Here is a 19,593-nt window from a genome sequence, read left to right as displayed (position 1 = left end):
ACCAGCCGGAAGCCGGATTGGCGCGAGCTGCCGGTGCAGTACGCGGACTACAGCCTCTGGCATCGGCAACTGCTCGGTTCCGAGGATCGACCCGGCGACCGGGCCCATCAGCAGTTGCGGTTCTGGCGCGAGGCCCTCGACGGCGCGCCCGCCCAACTCGCATTGCCGACCGACCGGCCACGTCCCGCGCGTCCCTCGAATCGCGGGGGCTGGGTCGATTTCGAGGTGGAGCCCGAGACCGCCGAAGCCTTGCGCGCACTCGCAAGGCGCGGCGGCGCAACGCTGTTCATGGTGGTGCACGCCGCCTTTGCGGCGACGCTCGCGCGGCTGAGCGGCACCGACGATATGGTGGTCGGCTCACCCGTCGGCGGCCGCGGCGAGCGTGAACTCGACGCGCTCATCGGCATGTTCGTCAACACCCTCGTACTGCGAACGAAAGTGAGCGCATCAGCCACTTTCACCGAACTCCTCGCGGGCGTGCGCGCTACCGATCTCGCGGCGTTCGCGAATGCGGATCTGCCGTTCGAGCGGCTCGTCGACGCCATGGCGGTGGACCGCAGCTCTGGCGCGCATCCGCTGTTCCAGGTGCTGTTCAGTTTCGGCGAGGCCCCGCGCATGGTGGCGGGCAGTCGGGCGCTGGAGGTGCCGTGGCTGACCGTGGAACCGGTCGAATTGCCCGATACCGGCGCGAAATTCGATCTGCACCTGGTGGTGAGCGAACGCAATGAGGACCGGGGGCTCAGCAGCAGCCTGCGCTATGCCACCGATCTGTTCGACGAGTCGACCGTCGCCGCCCTCGTCACTCGCTTTCGCCGTGTGCTCGCCACCGTGGCGAATGCGCCGCAGACCCGGATCGGTGAGATCGAGCTGCTGGATGCCGACGAGCGATCGCTGCTGGACCGGTGGAATGCCACGGCCCACGTCCTCGACGAAACCCAGACGCTCGCCTCGTTATTCGCCGCTCAGGTCGCGCGCACCCCGCACGCCCCCGCGCTGACCTTCGAGGCGACGACGCTGGCCCACCCGTCGCCCGACCACCACCCCGCATCGAGTCGCTCCGCGACGCTGGCCCACCCGTCACCCGACCACCACCCCTCAACGAGTCGCTCCGCGACGCTCACTTATGTCGAATTCGCCAGACGGGTGTACCAGCTGGCGCGCTGGCTCATCGCATACGGTGTGGGGCCGGATTCCCTTGTGGCACTGGGTATGCACCGGTCGATCGACCTCGTGGTCGGCATGTATGCGATCACCGTGGCGGGCGGCGGCTACGTCCCGCTGGATCCGGATCATCCGCCCGAACGTACCGGTCACATCCTCGAGACTGCCGACCCGATCTGTGTGCTGACCTCCGGTGGTGATCTGGATATCACGACCGCGCAGGTCCGGATCGATCGGCTCGACCTATCCGGATACTCGGCGGCCCGGGTCACCGACGCCGACCGCCGCGCGCCACTGCGCGCCGCCAACACCGCGTACGTCATCTTCACCTCGGGCTCCACCGGTCGGCCCAAGGGTGTGGCCATGAGCCACGGTGGGATCGTGAACCGGCTGCTGTGGTTGCAGTCAGCGCACGTCGCACTGGACGGTACCGACGCAATGCTGCAGAAGACGCCGGTGACCTTCGACGTCTCGGTGCCGGAGTTCTTCTGGCCGTTGCAGGTCGGTGCCCGGCTCGTACTGGCCCGGCCGGGCGGCCACCAGGATCCGGCGTACCTCGCGGATCTGATTCGGCGCGAGTCGATTACGGCCGCGCACTTCGTGCCGTCCATGCTCGCTGTCTTCGTCGCCGATGAGATCGATGTGCCCGCACTGCGGCATCTGTTCTGTTCGGGTGAGGCGCTGCCGATGGCCACCGCACAGCGCGCACGGGCGGTGACCGGTGCGCGGGTACACAACATGTACGGACCCACCGAGACGGCGGTCGAGGTCAGTGCCCACGAGGTGAACGATGCCGAAGGCGGTGCGGTGCCGTTGGGCGGGCCGAACTGGAATACCCGGGCGTATGTGCTGGATGCCCGGCTGCGCACGGTGCCCATCGGCGTGCCCGGTGAGTTGTACCTGTCCGGTGCTCAGTTGGCCCGTGGCTACGTGGGGCGGGCCGACCTGACCGGCGATCGGTTCGTGGCGGATCCGTTCGGTCCCGCCGGTGCCCGGATGTACCGGACCGGCGATCTGGTCGTCTGGCGCGCGACAGCGGACAATCGGGGTGTCCTCGAGTTCCTGGGTCGCACCGACTTCCAAGTGAAGATCCGCGGTCTGCGCATCGAACTCGGCGAAATCGAGTCCGCGTTGCTGTCGAGCACCGGAATCGGGCAAGCGGTGGTGTTGGTCAGGGATGACCATGGCACCGGGGACCAACTCGTCGCTTATCTGGTGGCCGACCGCGAACTCGACACCGACGTAGTACGTACCGACCTGGCCCGGCGGTTGCCCGCCTATATGGTCCCGTCGGCATTTGTCGTGATCGACGGTCTCCCGGTCACGGCCTCCGGAAAACTGGACCGAAAGGCCCTGCCCGCACCGGCTTTCGCCGCCACCGAGTTTCGTGCGCCGTGCACTGCTGCGGAATCCCTCGTCGCCGAGACGTTCACCGCGCTGCTCGGTGCCGACCCGGTCAGCGCACACGACGACTTCTTCGCCCTCGGCGGCAACTCACTGATCGCCACCCAACTCGCCGCCCGGCTCACCAAGGCGACCGGCGCGGATGTGCCGGTGCGCACCATCTTCGACGCCTCGACCGTGCGTGAGCTGGCCCGTCGGATCACCGTCGACCGTCCGGACGACGTCGAGACCGCACCGCCCGTGCTGCCGCCGCTGACGGCACAGGACCGCAGTGCGCCGATCCCGCTGTCGATCGCCCAGCAGCGCATGTGGTTCCTGAACCGCTTCGACTCGGCGAGCGGCGGATACAACATTCCGTTCGCGCTGCGCCTCACCGGTGTGCTGAATGTGCCTGCGCTGGAGCGGGCGATCGCCGATGTCATCGCCAAGCACGAGACGCTGCGCACCATCTATCCCGAATACGATGGCGTGGCAACGCAGGTGGTGCTGCCGCCCGGGACCAAGTTGGTGGAGCTGCTCGCCCGTCCGGTGCCGACGGCCGAGCTGTCCGAACTCATCGCCACCGTGGCGCAGACCGGATTCGATGTCACGGCCGAGGTTCCGCTGCGGGTGCGGCTGCTGCGACTCGAGGACGGCCCGAACGGCGGCCGGGCGGGGCAGCAGGTGCACGTGCTGCTGTTCGTGGTGCACCACATCGCCGCCGACGGTTGGTCTTTCGCACCGCTGACCCGCGATCTGGCCACCGCCTACGTGGCGCGCTGCGCGGACGTCGCCCCGTCCTGGGGCCCGCTGACGGTGCAGTACCCGGACTTCGCGATCTGGCAGCGCGCGGCGCTCGGCCGCGCCGATGACAAGCGTTCCCTGCTCGCCAATCAGCTGAGATACTGGACCGATCGGCTCGCGGGCGTGCCCGAGGTGCTGACTCTGCCGTCCGACCGGCCGCGGCCCGCGGTGGCCGCGAACCGCGGCGGCGCGCTCACCGGCCGTCTCGATCGCGATCTGCACCAGGGGATTCAGGAGCTCGCCGGCACGCACCGGGTCACTCCGTTCATGGTGCTGCACACCGCGCTCGCCGTACTGCTGAGTCGCCTGAGCGCGACCAGTGACATCGTCATCGGCACACCGGTCGCCGGTCGCGGCGACGAGGCCCTGGACGAGCTGGTCGGCATGTTCGTCAACACCCTGGTGCTGCGTACCGAAGTGCGCGCCGACGCCACGCTCGGTGAGCTGCTGGCGTCGGTCCGTGCGGCGGACCTGGCCGCCTTCGACCACGCCGCCGTGCCCTTCGAGCAGCTGGTCGATGTGGTGAATCCGGTTCGCTCGCAGGCACATGCGCCGCTGTACCAGGTGGCCATGACCTTGCAGAACCAGACCAAACCGGACTTCCAGCTACAGCGGTTGACCATCGCCGCCCTCGATATCGGTCCCGCGCCGATCCAGCTGGATCTGGACTGGACGCTGACCGACCGTTACGACGCCGAGGGCGTGGCAGACGGCATAGATGTGCATGTGCACTACGCGGTCGACCTTTTCGACGAGGACACCGTCGGTGGATTCCTGGCGGGTTTCGAACGGGTGCTGCGCGCCCTGGTGCGCGACGTGCGCACACTCGTCGGCAATGTCGAGCTGATGTCGGTGGCCGAACGCGGAATGCTGCTGTCGGACCGCAACGCCACCGCGCGGACACTGCCGCCGGAGACGCTCGACGATCTGCTGACGGCCCGGGTAGCCGCGACCCCCGACGCCGTCGCAGTGCTCTTCGAGGACACCTCGATGACCTATGCCGAGTTCGATGCCGGGGTGCACCGCCTTGCATGCTGGCTGGTGTCGGCTGGTGTCGGCCCGGAGACGATCGTCGGCCTCGCCGCGCTGCGTTCGATCGACATGCTGGTGGCCATATTCGCGATCGTGCGCGCGGGCGGCGCGTATCTGCCGCTGGATCCGGCGCATCCGGCCGACCGGCTCGCGCAGGTGTTCGACAGTGCCGCACCGGCTCTGGTGCTGGCCGTCGGCGGCGCGGTGCTGCCCGAACTCGGTGCTGTGCGCGTCGTCGATCTCGACCGCACCGACTTCGATGCCGCACCGCTCGTCGAACGCAAGGCGCCACTGCGCCGGGACAATACGGCCTACGTGCTGTTCACCTCCGGTTCGACCGGTCGGCCCAAGGGGGTCGCGGTCACCCACCGCGCCATCATGAACCAGTTGCGGTGGCTCGAATTCCGTTATGGCGTCACCGCAGCCGACCGGATCCTGCAGCGTGCCCCGCTCACCTTCGACGTATCGGTGTGGGAGTGTTTTCTCCCGATCGCGGTCGGCGCACCGCTGGTGATCGCCCGCCCGAGCGGCCATCTCGATCTCGCGTACTTCGCTGGGTTGCTGCGCGAACACCGCATCACCATCGCCGAATACGTGCCGTCGGTGCTCGCGGCGCTGATCGGCGAGGGCATGGGCGATGCGCTGCGCTCCTTCCGGCACCTGCACTGCGGCGGTGAGGCGCTCACGCCCGACCTGCTCACCGCGATTCGCGCGCATGTCGGTGGCGCGGTGCACAATGCGTATGGCCCCACCGAAGCCGCGATCTCGGCGGTCTATCACGAATTCACCGACGCGGACGGCGAATCCGGTCGCGACGTCGCCATCGGCCGTCCGTGCTGGAACACCCGCGCCTATGTCCTCGATGCCCGGCTGCGGCCGGTTTCGATCGGTGTCACGGGCGAGCTGTATCTCGCGGGCGAGCAACTGGCTCGCGGCTATCACGGACGCGCCGGACTGACCGCCGAACGGTTCGTGGCCGATCCCTTCGGTGTGCCGGGCCGGCTGATGTACCGCACCGGTGATCTGGTGCGCTGGAACCGCGACGGCGATCTGATCTACCTGGGCCGCAACGATTTCCAGATCAAGCTGCGCGGTCAGCGGATCGAGCTGGGCGAGATCGAATCGGCGCTGGCGGGGGTGGCGGACGTGACGAACGCCGCGGTGGTGCTGGCGCGGGACACCACCGGTTACGACTGCCTGGTCGGCTATGTCACCGGGGCGGAGCTGTCCTCGGAGACGGTGCTCGCCGAGATGCGCGAGCAGCTGCCCGGGTACATGGTGCCCGCACATCTCGTGGTGTTGGACGAAATGCCGCTCACCACCGTCGGCAAGCTCGATCGCGCGGCGCTGCCGGCCGTCGAAGTCGTCGGTACCGCAATGGAATTCCGTCCGCCACGCGAGGGTGTCGAATCGGTGCTCGCCGCGCTGATCACCGACCTGATCGGCGGCGAGCGGATCGGTGCGGACGACGACTTCTTCGGTCGCGGCGGGAATTCGCTCTTGGCCATGCGTCTGGTCGCACGCGCCAACGCCGCCTTCGGGTGCGCGCTGACGGTGCGTGAGATCTTCGAGGCGCCGACCGTCGCCGAGCTGGCGCTGCGGGTGACCCGCTCCGACACCTCGACCCCGGCACTCGTGGCAGGGGAGCGTCCGGAGCGTATTCCGTTGTCGCTGGCCCAGACTCGGATGTGGTTGCTCAACCGGCTGGATCCGGATTCGGCCGTGTACAACATCCCGGTCACCATCCGCCTCAGCGGTGCTGTGAATGAGCAGGCCCTTCAGGTCGCGTTGGGTGATGTCGTCGCACGGCACGAGTCGCTGCGGACGGTGTTCCCGGCTGATGGCGACGGCCCCGCGCAGGTGGTGCTGCCGGAGTCGACCGAACTGGTACTGCGACGGGTCGATATCGCCGAATCCGACCTCGCCGCGGCCGTTGTCGACGTCGCGACCATCGGCTTCGATCTGCGCAGGCGAATGCCGTTGCGTGCCAACCTCTTCCGGGTCGCGCCCGACGATCACGTGCTCGTCGTGGTGGTGCACCATATCGCCGCCGACGGCGTCTCCACCGCTGCGCTGGCGCGGGATCTGATGGTGGCCTATACCGCTCGCACCGCGGGCCTTGCGCCCCAGTGGAAAACGCTGCCGGTCCAGTACGCGGACTTCACGCTGTGGCAGCACGAAGTACTCGGTGCCGCCGACGATCCGGACTCCGTGCTGGCCCGCCAGATCGCGCACTGGCGTGCCGAACTCGACGGACTCGCCCCGGTCCTGGAATTGCCCGCCGACCGGCCGCGTCCCGCCGTCGCCTCCGGTCGCGGCGCTGGCGTGGAGTTCGCGATCACCACGCGGCTGACCGCCGCGGTCGCGGATCTGGCGCGCAAGCACGGGGTGTCGTCGTTCATGGTCCTGCACGCCGCCTACGCGGTATTGCTGGCCCGCCTGGCTCGGGTCGAGGACGTCGCGATCGGTACCCCGGTCGCCGGTCGGGCCGAGGCGGCGCTGGACGATCTGGTCGGGATGTTCGTCAACACCCTGGTGCTGCGCACCGAGGTGCGGGCCGAGACGTCCTTCGCCCAACTGCTCGGGCGGGTGCGGGCCTGCGATGTCGGGGCCTTCGCCAATGCCGATCTGCCGTTCGAGCGGCTGGTGGAAGAACTGAATCCGATTCGCTCGCAATCTCATTCACCGATCGTGCAGTCCTTGCTGACCTTCGAACACCGCGACGATACGGTGCTGCGCCTGCCGGGGCTGGACGTCGCGGCATACCCGATCGACAACCAGGTCGCGCAGTTCGACCTCGCGCTGGAACTCGCCGAGCTCGCGGCGGACGAGGGGACCGCGCTGCGTGCGGTCCTGCGGTACGCGACGGATCTGTTCGACCGAGGGACGGTCGAATCGTTCGCAACTCGCTTTGTGCGGTTACTCGAGACGGTCGTCGCCGACTCCTCGATCCGTATCGGCGATATCGAGCTACTGGACCCGGCCGAACGCGCGCTGGTGCTCGATCGGTGGAACGACACGTCGTACGCGGTGGACGGCACGCAGACCCTGGTTTCGATGTTCGAGGAGCAGGTGTGGCGAACACCCGATGCGATAGCTGTGACGTTCGATGAGCGGAGTCCGGCACACTCGTCGCCCGACCACCCCGCATCGAGTCGCTACGCGACGCTGGCGCACCCGTCGCCCGGCCACCGCCCCTCATCGCTGACGTATGCCGAGTTCGCGGACCGGGTCCATCGGCTGGCCCGCTGGCTCGTCGGGCAGGGCGTCGGACCGGATTCGCTGGTCGCGCTGGGCATGCGGCGCTCACTCGACCTCGTGGTGGGCATGTACGCGGTCACGGTCGCCGGTGGCGCGTACCTGCCGCTCGATCCGGACCACCCGGCCGATCGGATCGAATACATGCTGGAAACCGTGCGACCGGTGTGCGTGCTGACGTCCGGCTGGGATCTGGAAGTCGTTGCCGCACCGCAGGTTCGGATCGATCGGCTCGACCTGACCAGATATTCGCCCGCACCGTTGTCCACGGTAGACCGGCTCGGCGTGCTGAAGCCGGGCCACACGGCCTATGTCATCTTCACCTCCGGTTCGACCGGCCGACCGAAGGGTGTCGCGGTTTCGCATGCCGCGATCGTCAACCGGCTGGTGTGGATGCAGGCCGAATACGGTTTGCGCGCCGATGACGCGGTCTTACAGAAGACCCCGGTGACCTTCGACGTCTCGGTCTGGGAGTTCTTCTGGCCGTTGCGGATCGGCGCGCGTCTGGTCATCGCCCGGCCCGACGGTCATCGAGATCCGGCCTATCTGGCGCGATTGATCATCGATGCGCGAATCACGGTCGCGCATTTCGTGCCGTCGATGCTCGCGGTGTTCCTCGCCGAACCGCGGGCGCGCGAATGTGCCACGCTGCGTGCGCTATTCGCCTCCGGAGAGGCACTGCCGGCGGCCACCGCGCAACGGGCTCGCGAGCTGACCGGCGCCCACGTGCACAACCTGTACGGGCCGACCGAAGCCGCCGTAGATGTCACGTACCACGAGGTGACCGACGCGGATACGGTGTCGGTGCCGATCGGCAAACCGGTGTTCAATACCCGGCTGCTGGTGCTGGATTCGCGCATGCGGCCGGTGCCTATCGGCGTGCCCGGCGAGTTGTACCTGGCCGGTGGGCAGTTGGCGGTCGGCTATGTGACGCGGCCGGAACTGACCGCCGAGCGGTTCGTCGCCAATCCGCATGGTGCGGCGGGGGAGCGGATATACCGCACCGGTGACCTGGTGCGATGGACTGCGCATGGTGAGTTGGAGTACCTGGGCCGCACCGATTTCCAGGTGAAGTTGCGTGGCCTGCGCATCGAACTCGGCGAGATCGAAGGCGCGCTCACCGCAATGCATTCGATCGACCAAGCGGTCGTCGTCGTGCACTCGGACGAACGACTCGGCGATCAGTTAGTGGCCTACTTGGTCGCCGCGGCCGAGGTCGACATCGACGACGCGCGTGCCGAATTGGCCGCCGCGCTGCCCGCGTACATGGTCCCGTCGGCCTTCGTGATGCTGACAGCCCTCCCGCTCAACGCCGCCGGCAAGCTCGACCGCACCGCGCTGCCCGCCCCCGTATTCGAGACCACGGCCTACCGTGCCCCCGCGACCGAGACCGAGGAGGCCGTCGCCGACATCGTGGGCGAACTACTCGGCATCGCGCGGATCGGCGCCGACGACAACTTCTTCGCCCTCGGCGGCAATTCGCTGGTCGCCACGCAGGTGGCGGCCCGACTCGGCGACGCGATCGATGCCGAAGTCCCGGTGCGGTTGCTGTTCGAGGCACCCACAGTCGCCGGATTGGCCGCCCGCGCCGTCCGACTCACCGGCACAGGTGGTCGTCCCGCGCTCACCGCGCGCGCACGCCCCGAGTTGGTTCCGCTCTCACCGGCACAGCAACGCATGTGGTTCCTCAACCGCTTCGATCCGGACGAGACGGTGAACAATATCCCCGTTGCCATCCGGCTCACCGGAGATCTCGACACCGAGGCCCTGGCCGTCGCGATCGCTGATGTGGTCGCCAGGCAGGAAACCCTGCGCACCATATATCCCGATGTCGATGGCACCGGATACCAGCGGATTCTGGACACCGTGCCATCGCTCGTCGAGCTGGACTCGGCGAATGTCGCTGCCGCACTGGTGGATCTGATTGCCGAACCTTTCGATGTCACCACCCAGGTGCCGCTGCGCGTCGGTATGGCCACGCTATCGGATCGGGAACACCTGCTCGCCGTCGTGATACATCACATTGCGGCGGACGGCTTTTCGATGGGACCGCTGGCCCGCGATATCGCCATCGCCTACTCCGCGCGTACCACCGGCACCGCGCCGACCTGGACCGAGTTGGGCGTGCAGTACGCGGACTACGCCCTCTGGCAACGCGAAATCCTGGGCGACGAGGACGACCCGGAATCGTTGGCTGCCGGGCAACTGCGCTACTGGGGTGACGTGCTGAGCGGACTGCCCGCACAGCTCGACCTGCCCTCGGATCGGCCGCGCCCTGCCATCGCCAGCCATGCCGCCGCGAGCGTCACCGTCGGTCTCGATGCCGAGCTCCGCGGCGGAATAGCCAGTGTCGCAGTGCAATACGATGCCAGTCCGTTCATGGTGGTGCATGCCACCTTGGCCACCTTGCTCGCGCGCCTGTCCGGTATGGATGACATCGTCATCGGCGCTCCGATCGCGGGCCGCGGCGATGCCGCGCTCGACGACCTGGTCGGCATGTTCGTCAACACCTTGGTGCTGCGCACCGAAGTGATCGGCGCGCAGTCCTTCGCGGCCGTGCTGCGGCGCGTTCGCGATCGCGACCTCGATGCCTTCGCACACGCCGACGTGCCGTTCGAGCGTCTGGTCGAGGTGCTGGATCCACCGCGCTCCGAGGCGCGCCACCCGCTTTTCCAGATCGCGCTGTTCTTCCAGAACCTGGCACCGGTATCGGTCGAGATGGCGGGCGTCACCATTGACGAATACGAGATCGACTACGAGACAACTCGATTCGATCTACAACTGACCGTCACCGATGACGCACTGCGTTTCACCTATGCCACCGACCTCTTCGACGAGACGACCATCGCGACCTTCGGTGCCCGCTTCACCCGGCTGCTCGCCGCCGTGACCGGCGATCCGGAGCAGACGGTCGGCGATATCGATCTGTTCGAAAACGGTGAGCTGGCGCGCGTGGTCACCGCGTGGAACGACTCCGCGCACACCGCTTTCGTGGCGGAGATGCTGCTCGACGAGTTCGAGGCACAGGCCGCCGCGACACCGGACGACACCGCCTTGGTCTTCGCGGCCGATGACGGGGTCATCGGTGCCTTGTCGTACGGCGAACTGGACCGTAGAACCAACCAACTGGCCCGGCACCTGATAGCGGCCGGTATCGGCCCGGAGTCCTTGGTGGCCTTGGCTATTCGACGTTCGACCGACCTGGTCGTCGCGATGTACGCGGTGCTCAAGGCGGGCGGCGCGTACGTGCCGATCGACCCGGACCATCCGGCTCAGCGCATCGCCCACATCCTCGACACCGCCGCACCCGCCGCACTACTCACCACCGCGCATGCTGACTTCGGCTACACCGGAACGACGGTCTACCTCGACACCGTAGCGCTCGACGGTTACGCCGACGACCCGATCGCGGTGCACGAGCGGACCGCGCCGATCCATCCGCAGAACCCGGCCTACGTGATCTTCACCTCGGGCTCCACCGGAAAACCCAAGGGCGTCAGCGTTTCCCACGCCGCGATCGTCAACCAGATGACCTGGATGCAGACGGAGTACCGGCTGACCGCCGAGGACGTCTACCTGCAGAAGACGGCGACGACCTTCGACGTCTCGCTATGGGGCTACTTCCTGCCGCTGCGCATCGGTGCGACCCTGGTACTGGCGACTCCGGACGGCCACCGCGATCCCAGCTATCTCGCCGAGGCGATGAGCGAATACGGCGTCACGGTCACCGATTTCGTGCCATCCATGCTCAGCTCGTTCGCCGGGCATATCGAAACAGCCGGATCGTATGCCCAGCTCGACACAGTGCACACGGTATTCGTGATCGGCGAAGCACTGCCCGCCGAGACCGTCCGTGCCTTCGGTGCGGTGAGCACCGCGCGCCTGCACAATCTGTACGGCCCGACCGAGGCGGCGGTGAGTATCACCCACCGTGATGTCACCGGCGAAATCGACCGCGCCGTCCTGCCGATCGGCAATCCGGAGTGGAACAGCCGGGTGTACGTGCTGGATTCGCGGCTGCGCCCGACGTTGCCCGGTGTCTCGGGGGAGCTGTACCTCGCGGGCACCCAGCTCGCCCGTGGCTACCACGCCCGACCCGACCTGACCGCGGATCGCTTCGTGGCCAACCCGTTCGGCCCGGCGGGTGCGCGCATGTACCGCACCGGTGACCTGGTCCGCTGGGTGGAAAGTCCCGATGACGGCACCGCCGAGCTGGTGTACCTGGGGCGCACCGACTTCCAGGTGAAGTTCCGCGGCCAGCGCGTCGAGCTCGGTGAAATCGAGGCCGTACTCGCCGCGGTACCCGGCGTTTCGCAGGCCGCCGCCCGTGTTGTCGCGACGTATACGGGCGACCAGCTCGTCGGCTACGTGATCGGGGATACGGAAAGCGGGGCGGTCCTGAGGGCCGCCGCGGACGCGCTGCCGTCGTACATGGTTCCGTCGGCGATCGTCGTGCTGACCGCCTTTCCGCTCAACGCCTCCGGCAAGCTGGACCGAAAGGCACTTCCGGAACCGGTATTCGATCGCGTCGCCTACCGCGCGCCGGTCACTCCGGCCGAGCGGCTGGTGGTCGAGGCCTTCGAGGCCGTGCTGGCCCGTACGCCGATCGGTGTCGACGACAGCTTCTTCGACCTCGGCGGCAACTCACTGATCGCCACCCGGGTGCTGGCGCGGCTCGGCGAGCGGCTCGGTCGCCGAGTGCCGGTGCGGTTGCTGTTCGAGGCCCCCACGGTGGGTGCCCTGGCGATACGGTTGGCCGCCGAAGCGGATGCACACGAGCAGGTCGTGCCGCTGATCGCCGGTCAACGCCCCGAGGTGATCCCGTTGGCGCCCGTGCAGCGCGGTATGTGGTTTCTCAACCGGCTCGATCCCGATTCGGCCGCCCACAATATCCCGGTCGCGATGCGCATCAATGGTGAGTTGGACGAGGCCGCGCTGTGTGCCGCGTTCGCGGATGTGGTCGCGCGGCACGAGGCCTTGCGCACGGTGTATCCGGCCGATGCGGGCGGCACCGGCCACCAGGTGATCCTGCCCGCCGAACCAGCTCCGGTGCGGCTCGTGGTCGAGACCGTCACTGGTCCGGTGGACGAGCGGATCGCCGAATTCATCCGCGCGGGTTTCGATGTCACCGCGCAGGTGCCGGTGCGGGCGGTGCTGTTGCGGGAGGACGCGAGCAGCCAGGTGCTCGTCGCGGTACTGCACCACATCGCGGCGGACGGCTACTCGATGGGACCGTTGCTGCGGGATCTGCTGTCGGCCTATCTGTCCCGGATCATCGGCGGCAGCCCGGTCTGGCCGGAACTCGTCGCACAGTACGCCGATTACGCGCTCTGGCAGACAGTCGAGCTGGATTCGGTTGCGGCACAACAGCTTGCCTACTGGACCGAAGCGCTGCGTGAGCTTCCCGAGGAGTTGGCACTACCCACCGACCGCCCGCGCCCGGCCATCGCCGCCAAGCGCGGCGGCAATGTCGGTGCCCGAATCGGCGGCGGTATCGGTGCCTGCGTGCACGAGATTGCGTTGCGGCACAACGCAACTCCATTCATGGTGGTGCACGCGGCATTGGCGGTGCTGCTGGCTCGGCTCTCGGGTTCAGCCGATATCGCCATCGGCACTCCAGTCGCGGGGCGTGGCGCGGCGGCGCTGGACGATCTCGTCGGCATGTTCGTGAACACCCTGGTCCTGCGCACGCATCCGGATCCGGACCGCTCGTTCACCGATCTGCTCGCCGAGACCACGACGGTCGATTTGGCCGCGTTCGCGCACGCGACAGTCCCCTTCGAGCGCGTCGCCGACGAACTGGGCATCGAACGCTCGCAGTCCCGGCATCCGCTGTTCACCGTGGCGCTGAGCTACCTGAACACCGGTGCGGAGACCTTCGCGCTGCCGGGCCTGGAGCTGACGGCCGTGGAATTCGACGAGCCGGTGGCCCGATTCGACCTGCAGTTCACCGTCGCGGCGGAACTGGACGCCGACGGTCATCTCGCCATCGAACTGAACTATGCGACAGACCTTTTCGACGAAGCCACCGCCGCCGGGCTGCTGCGCCGATTCGGTCGGGTACTGGGTGCAGTGACGGTGGATCCGTCCGCACCGGTCGGCATGATCGAGGTGCTGAGCCCGGCCGAACGCGCCGAACTGCTCGGCACACGGGGTGACCAACCGGTCGCGCCGCGCACGCTCGCCGAACTGATGACCGCTGCGGTTGCGATGAATTCCGGTGCCACCGCGCTGATTTCGGTCGACAAGGAGCTGACCTACCGCGCACTGGACGAGCAGTCCTCTCGCCTGGCCAGAATGCTCATCGGACACGGCATCGGCGCCGAGGATTTCGTCGCCGTGGCGATCCCGCGCTCGGCCGAGTCCATCCTCGCCGTGTGGGCGGTGGCGAAGACCGGCGCGGCCTTCGTACCCGTCGACCCGACCTATCCGCCGGACCGGATCGCGCACATGCTGTCGGATTCCGGTGCGACGGTCGGTCTTACGCTCAACGCCTGCCGAGCCGCGCTGCCCGGCCCGGCCGAATGGCTGGTGCTCGACGCACCCGCGACGGCCGCCCGAATGCGGCATTCGAGTGCCGCGCCGATCAGTGCGGACGAGCTGACGCGTCCGGTGCGGGTGGCCAATCCGGCGTGGATGATCTACACCTCGGGTTCCACCGGTATCCCGAAGGGTGTGCTGGCCACCCACGCCGGCCTCGCCGCAGTGGCACGCGCGCAACGGGATCGGTACGAGGTCAACGCGACCGCACGGGTCCTGCATGTGGCCTCGCCCAGCTTCGACGCGTCCATGCTCGAACTCTTGCTCGTGCTGTCCGCGGGTGCCCCGCTGGTGATCGCACCCGCCCACATCTACGGTGGCGCCGAATTGACCACGCTGATCCGGGATCAGCGGGTGACCCACCTGTTCATCACGCCCGCCGTATTGCAGACGCTGGATCCGAGCGAGCTGCCCGAACTCGCGCACCTCACGGTGGGCGGTGAGTCCTACGGCCCGGATGTGGTGCAGCGCTGGGGTGCCGGTCGAGCCCTCCACAACACCTACGGCCCGACCGAAACCACGATCATCACCAATATCAGCGCACCGCTGCGGCCCGGCGCTGCGTTGGATATCGGCACCACCATCCCCGGCATGTCGGCGGTCGTGCTCGATACCCGGCTGCAACCGGTCCCGGTCGGGGTCACCGGTGAGCTGTATCTGCGTGGCTCCGGTGTCGCGCGCGGATATCATGCGCGGCCGGGACTTTCGGCGGACCGGTTCGTCGCCGATCCCTACGGCCCAGCGGGCGGGCGGTTGTACCGGACCGGTGATCTGGTGCGCTGGACCGCGGCCGGGGCGATCCAGCACGTCGGACGCGCCGACCATCAGGTGAAGGTGCGCGGTCTGCGTATCGAACTCGGTGAGATCGACACCGTGCTCGAGGCCCACGACACAGTGGAATTCGCGGTGACCATCGGGCACACCGACGCCACGGGCACCGTCTCGCTGGTCGCATATGTGGTCGCCGCGGCGGGCCGGACGATCGACACCGCGGAACTCACCGCCTTCGCCGGACGCGCACTGGCCGCCTACATGGTGCCCGCCGCGATCATGGTGCTCGATGAGCTCCCGCTGACTCCGGTCGGCAAGCTGGATCGAAAGGCACTGCCGGAGCCGGAGTTCCGGTCCGCGGCCTTCCGCGCGCCGGAGACGGCCGCCGAACGGATCGTGGCGGAGGTATTCGCCGAGGTGCTCGGCCTGGACACGGCCGTCGGTATCGACGACGACTTCTTCGCCGTCGGTGGAAACTCCCTGACCGCAACACAATTGGCCGCACGACTGGGCACGCGCCTGGACGTTGCGGTCGGCGTGCGGCTGATATTTGAGAATTCGACAGTATCGACCCTGGCCGCCGCCCTCGACACGGCCGACCCCACAGCGGCACGTCCGGCCCTGAAGCGCCGCACCGGAGCCGATCCCGTTCCACTGTCGCTCGCGCAACAGCGCATGTGGTTCCTCAATCGCCTGGACCGCCAGTCCACCGCCTACAACATCCCGCTGGCGGTGCGGCTCACCGGCGATCTCGATATCGCGGCCCTCAACGCGGCCATCACCGATGTGGTCGAACGCCACGAGGTGTTGCGCACCGTGTACCCGCAGCGCGAAAACGGCCCGGTCCAGGTGGTGCTGCCGATGGCCGAGGCTGGTGCGCCGACGCTGGCCCCAATTCCGGTCGCCGTCGACGATCTGACCTCGGCGGTCGCGGACTTCGTCGGGGGCGGATTCGATGTCACCGACTCGGTTCCGGTGCGGGCCAGACTGTTCCGCCCGGTCGAAGGACCGACCGCCCACGGGGAACACGTTCTCGTCGTGGTCGTGCACCACATCGCCGCAGACGGTTCGTCGCTGGTTCCGCTGGCCCGTGACGTGATGCTCGCCTATGCCGCCCGCAAACAGGACGAGCGGCCCGCGTGGACACCACTGCCGGTGCAATACGCGGACTACAGCCTGTGGCAGCGTGATCTGCTCGGCAGCGAGGACGACCCGCATTCGCCGATGTCCCAGCAGCTCCGCTTCTGGACCGAAACCCTTACGGGCCTCCCCGCACAGCTGACGCTGCCGGCCGACCGTCCGCGCCCCGCCATCGTCTCCACCCGCGGCAGACACCTCGACTTCACGATCACCGCCGACCTGCAGGCTCGCCTTGCGGATCTGGGCCGCGGCTCGGGGGCGACGCTGTTCATGGTGCTGCACGCCGCGTTCGCGGTGCTGCTGGCCCGGCTGTCCGGCACCGCCGATATCACCGTCGGCACCCCGGTCGCGGGCCGCGGTGCGGCCGAACTCGACGATGTGGTCGGCATGTTCGTCAACACCCTGGTGTTGCGCACGCCGGTCGACGCGGCGGCGGGATTCACCGAACTGCTGGATCGGGTGCGCGCCGCGGACGTCGCCGCCTTCTCGAACGCCGACGTGCCGTTCGAGCGGCTGGTCGAGGTGCTGAACCCGGAGCGCTCCACCGCACGGCACCCGCTGTTCCAGGTCGGCTTCTCCTTCCACAACCAGGCCGAAGCGGAGTTCGCCTTGGCGGGATCGACCGCCACCGCGGTCGATTTCGACTCCGAGGTCTCGCAATTCGACCTGCACCTGGTCGTCACCGACCGGTATGACGCGGAGGGGAATCCGGCGGGCATGGCCGCATCGATCACCTATGCGACCGCACTGTTCGATGAGTCGACCATCGCCGGATTCACCGGTCGCCTGCAGCGCCTGTTGACCGCGATCTGCGCGGCACCGCACACACCTGTCGGTGATCTGGGGCTGCTGGACGCAGCCGAACGCGAGCGCATGCTGGTGACCTGGAACCGGGCCGAACAGGAGATCGCACCGGCCACCCTGGTCGCCGCGTTCGAGGCGCAGGCGGCGCGCACACCCGATCAGGTGGCCATCGTCGACGATGCCGTGACGGTGACCTACGGCGAATTCGCCAAGCGGGTCAACCGGTTGGCCCGCGCCCTCATCGGTCGCGGTGTCGGCCCGGAATCCCTGGTGGCCCTGGCCATTCCGCGCAGTATAGATCTGCTGGTCGCGATGTACGCCGTGGTGACCGCGGGCGGCGCTTACGTTCCGCTGGATCCGGCCCACCCACAGGAGCGAACCGCGAGCGTACTCGCGTCCGCGAACCCGGTGCTGGTGCTGACCTCGGCGGGTCAGCCGATGCTGCCCGAGTCGGTGGCGGATCCCGATGTGGTGCTGGATATCTCGATCGCCGCGGGCGTGCTCGACAGCGGTCCGGTGCGCGCCGACGAACAGGTGACAGCAGTGACTCCGGCACACACCGCCTACGTCATCTTCACCTCGGGCTCCACCGGAACCCCGAAGGGCGTCGCCGTCCCGCACGCCGCCGTCGCACACCAATTGGCTTGGCTGCAATCGGAATACGCGCTCGATACCGACGACGCCACCCTGCTGATGACCTCGGCCGCCTTCGACCTCTCGGTATGGGAGTTCTGGTGGGCCTTGCGCACCGGTGCGCGCGTCGTGCTGGCACCGCGAGGTGCGCAACGTGATCCAGCGGGCATCGTCGATCTGATCCGGCACGCCTCGATTACGACGGTCACCCTGGTGCCATCGCTGTTGGCCATGCTCGCCGAGGTGAGCGACCGACTGCCGAAGTCACTGCGCCGGCTGCTCGTCATCGGCGAGGCACTGCCCACCGCGACCGTCGACCGGATTCGCGGAGGCACCGCCGCCCGGATCGACAACCTGTACGGCCCCACCGAGGCCGCGGTCTCGGTGACCCGATACCGGACCGGCACGGGCAGCCGCCACGCGGTGGTCCCGATCGGCACACCGGAATCGGGCAATCAGGTCTACGTGCTCGACGACCGGCTGCATCCGGTCCCGGCGGGCGTGACCGGCGAGCTGTACCTCGGCGGCGCGCAACTCGCCCGCGGCTATCACGCCAGACCTGATCTGAGCGCGGAACGGTTCGTGGCCAACCCATTCGGCGCACCGGGCGCCCGCGTCTATCGGACCGGCGATATGGTCCGCTGGGGGGCGGACGGCAACCTCGAGTATGTGGAGCGTCGCGACTTCCAGGTGAAGGTGCGCGGCTACCGCATCGAACTCGCCGAGATCGAGCATGCGCTGCGCTCCCGGCCGATGGTCGCCGAGGCGATCGTCGTCGCGCGTCACAGTGGCGACAACGCCATGCTGGTAGGATATTTCACCGCTATCGAGCCGGTCGATCCGAATGCGCTGCGCTCCGCACTGGCCGACGTGTTGCCGAGCTATATGGTTCCGTCGGTGCTCATGGGGCTGCCAGCCCTGCCGCTCACGGCCAACGGCAAGGTCGACCGGGCCGCGCTGCCCGAGCCCGAGTTGGGCACAAGGGAATTCCGCACTCCGGAAACCGAGTTCGAGCGGCTCGTCTGCACTGTTTTCGCCGATGCGTTGACGATCGAGCGAATCGGCATGGACGACAACTTCTTCGAACACGGCGGCAATTCGCTATTGGCTACCCGGTTGGCGACCCAGTTGAGTGCGGCATTGTCCGAACAGATTCCGGTGGTGTGGCTGTTCGCCGCGCCGACACCCGCGGACCTCATCGCGCAACTCGAACTGCACCGCTCCGGTCGCGGTCGCGTCGACGCGCAGGCAGCGTTCGATGTGCTGCTGCCGTTGCGGCCCGGGGGTTCTCGCGAACCGCTGTTCTGCATCCATCCGGTTGGTGGCGTCGCTTGGTCGTTCGCGGGCCTGGCCGCCCACATCGACCCGGAGCGCGGCATCTACGGCATCCAATCGCCGGTTCTCAATTCGATGGCGGTACTGCCGGATTCGATCGAGGACTGGGCCAGGAGCTATGTGCGGGAGATCCGCACCGTGCAGCCCGATGGCCCCTACCATCTGCTCGGCTGGTCACTCGGCGGTGTGCTCGCACACGCCGTCGCGAACCACTTGCAGGACCAGGGCCAGCAGGTCGCGCTGCTGGCCATGATGGACAGCTCGCTGCAGGTCACCGTGCACGAGTCGGCGACGGTGCCGGTGGCCGACCTGCTCGGTGGGCTGCTCGGCGAACAGGCCGACGACGCCGATACCGAACTCGACCGCACCCAACTCGCCCGGCGCATCGCCGAACTCCCGGAACCGTTCGCCTCCTTCGGTTTCGACCGACTCGGCCGCCTGCTGGACTCGGGTGCCAAGTCCTTGGAACTCATCACCCGCTACCGTCCGCGCCCGTACAAGGGCAATCTCGTCTACTTCACCGCCACCCTCGACGACCCCACCGGGGCGACCGGCGCGGCGAGCTGGTCCGACGCCATCGACGGCACCGTGCACAACCATGCCGTCCAGGCCTCGCACTGGCGCATGACCTCCGAATCCGCCCTCGCCCGCATCGGCCACGTCCTGACGAACGTCTTGGCGCATGCCGATCAACTCCTGACCAGGAAGGCCTTGCGCCCCGAAGCCACCTGA

1 protein-coding gene (running past one end of the window) is annotated in these 19,593 nt (G+C 68.0%); it reads left to right on the top strand.

What is annotated here, in order from left to right:
- A protein-coding gene (locus OG874_RS30440) for a non-ribosomal peptide synthetase (RefSeq protein WP_330250530.1) crosses the window boundary here: on the top strand, positions 1–19,593 show its 3' portion. Its footprint begins 5,865 nt before the window's first position; the window shows 19,593 of its 25,458 coding nt (coding positions 5,866–25,458); its start codon lies off the left edge, out of view; it ends in the stop codon at positions 19,591–19,593.

This window comes from Nocardia sp. NBC_00565, assembly GCF_036345915.1.
GTDB lineage: Bacteria > Actinomycetota > Actinomycetes > Mycobacteriales > Mycobacteriaceae > Nocardia.
This window is presented reverse-complemented; position numbering and strand designations above follow the sequence as displayed.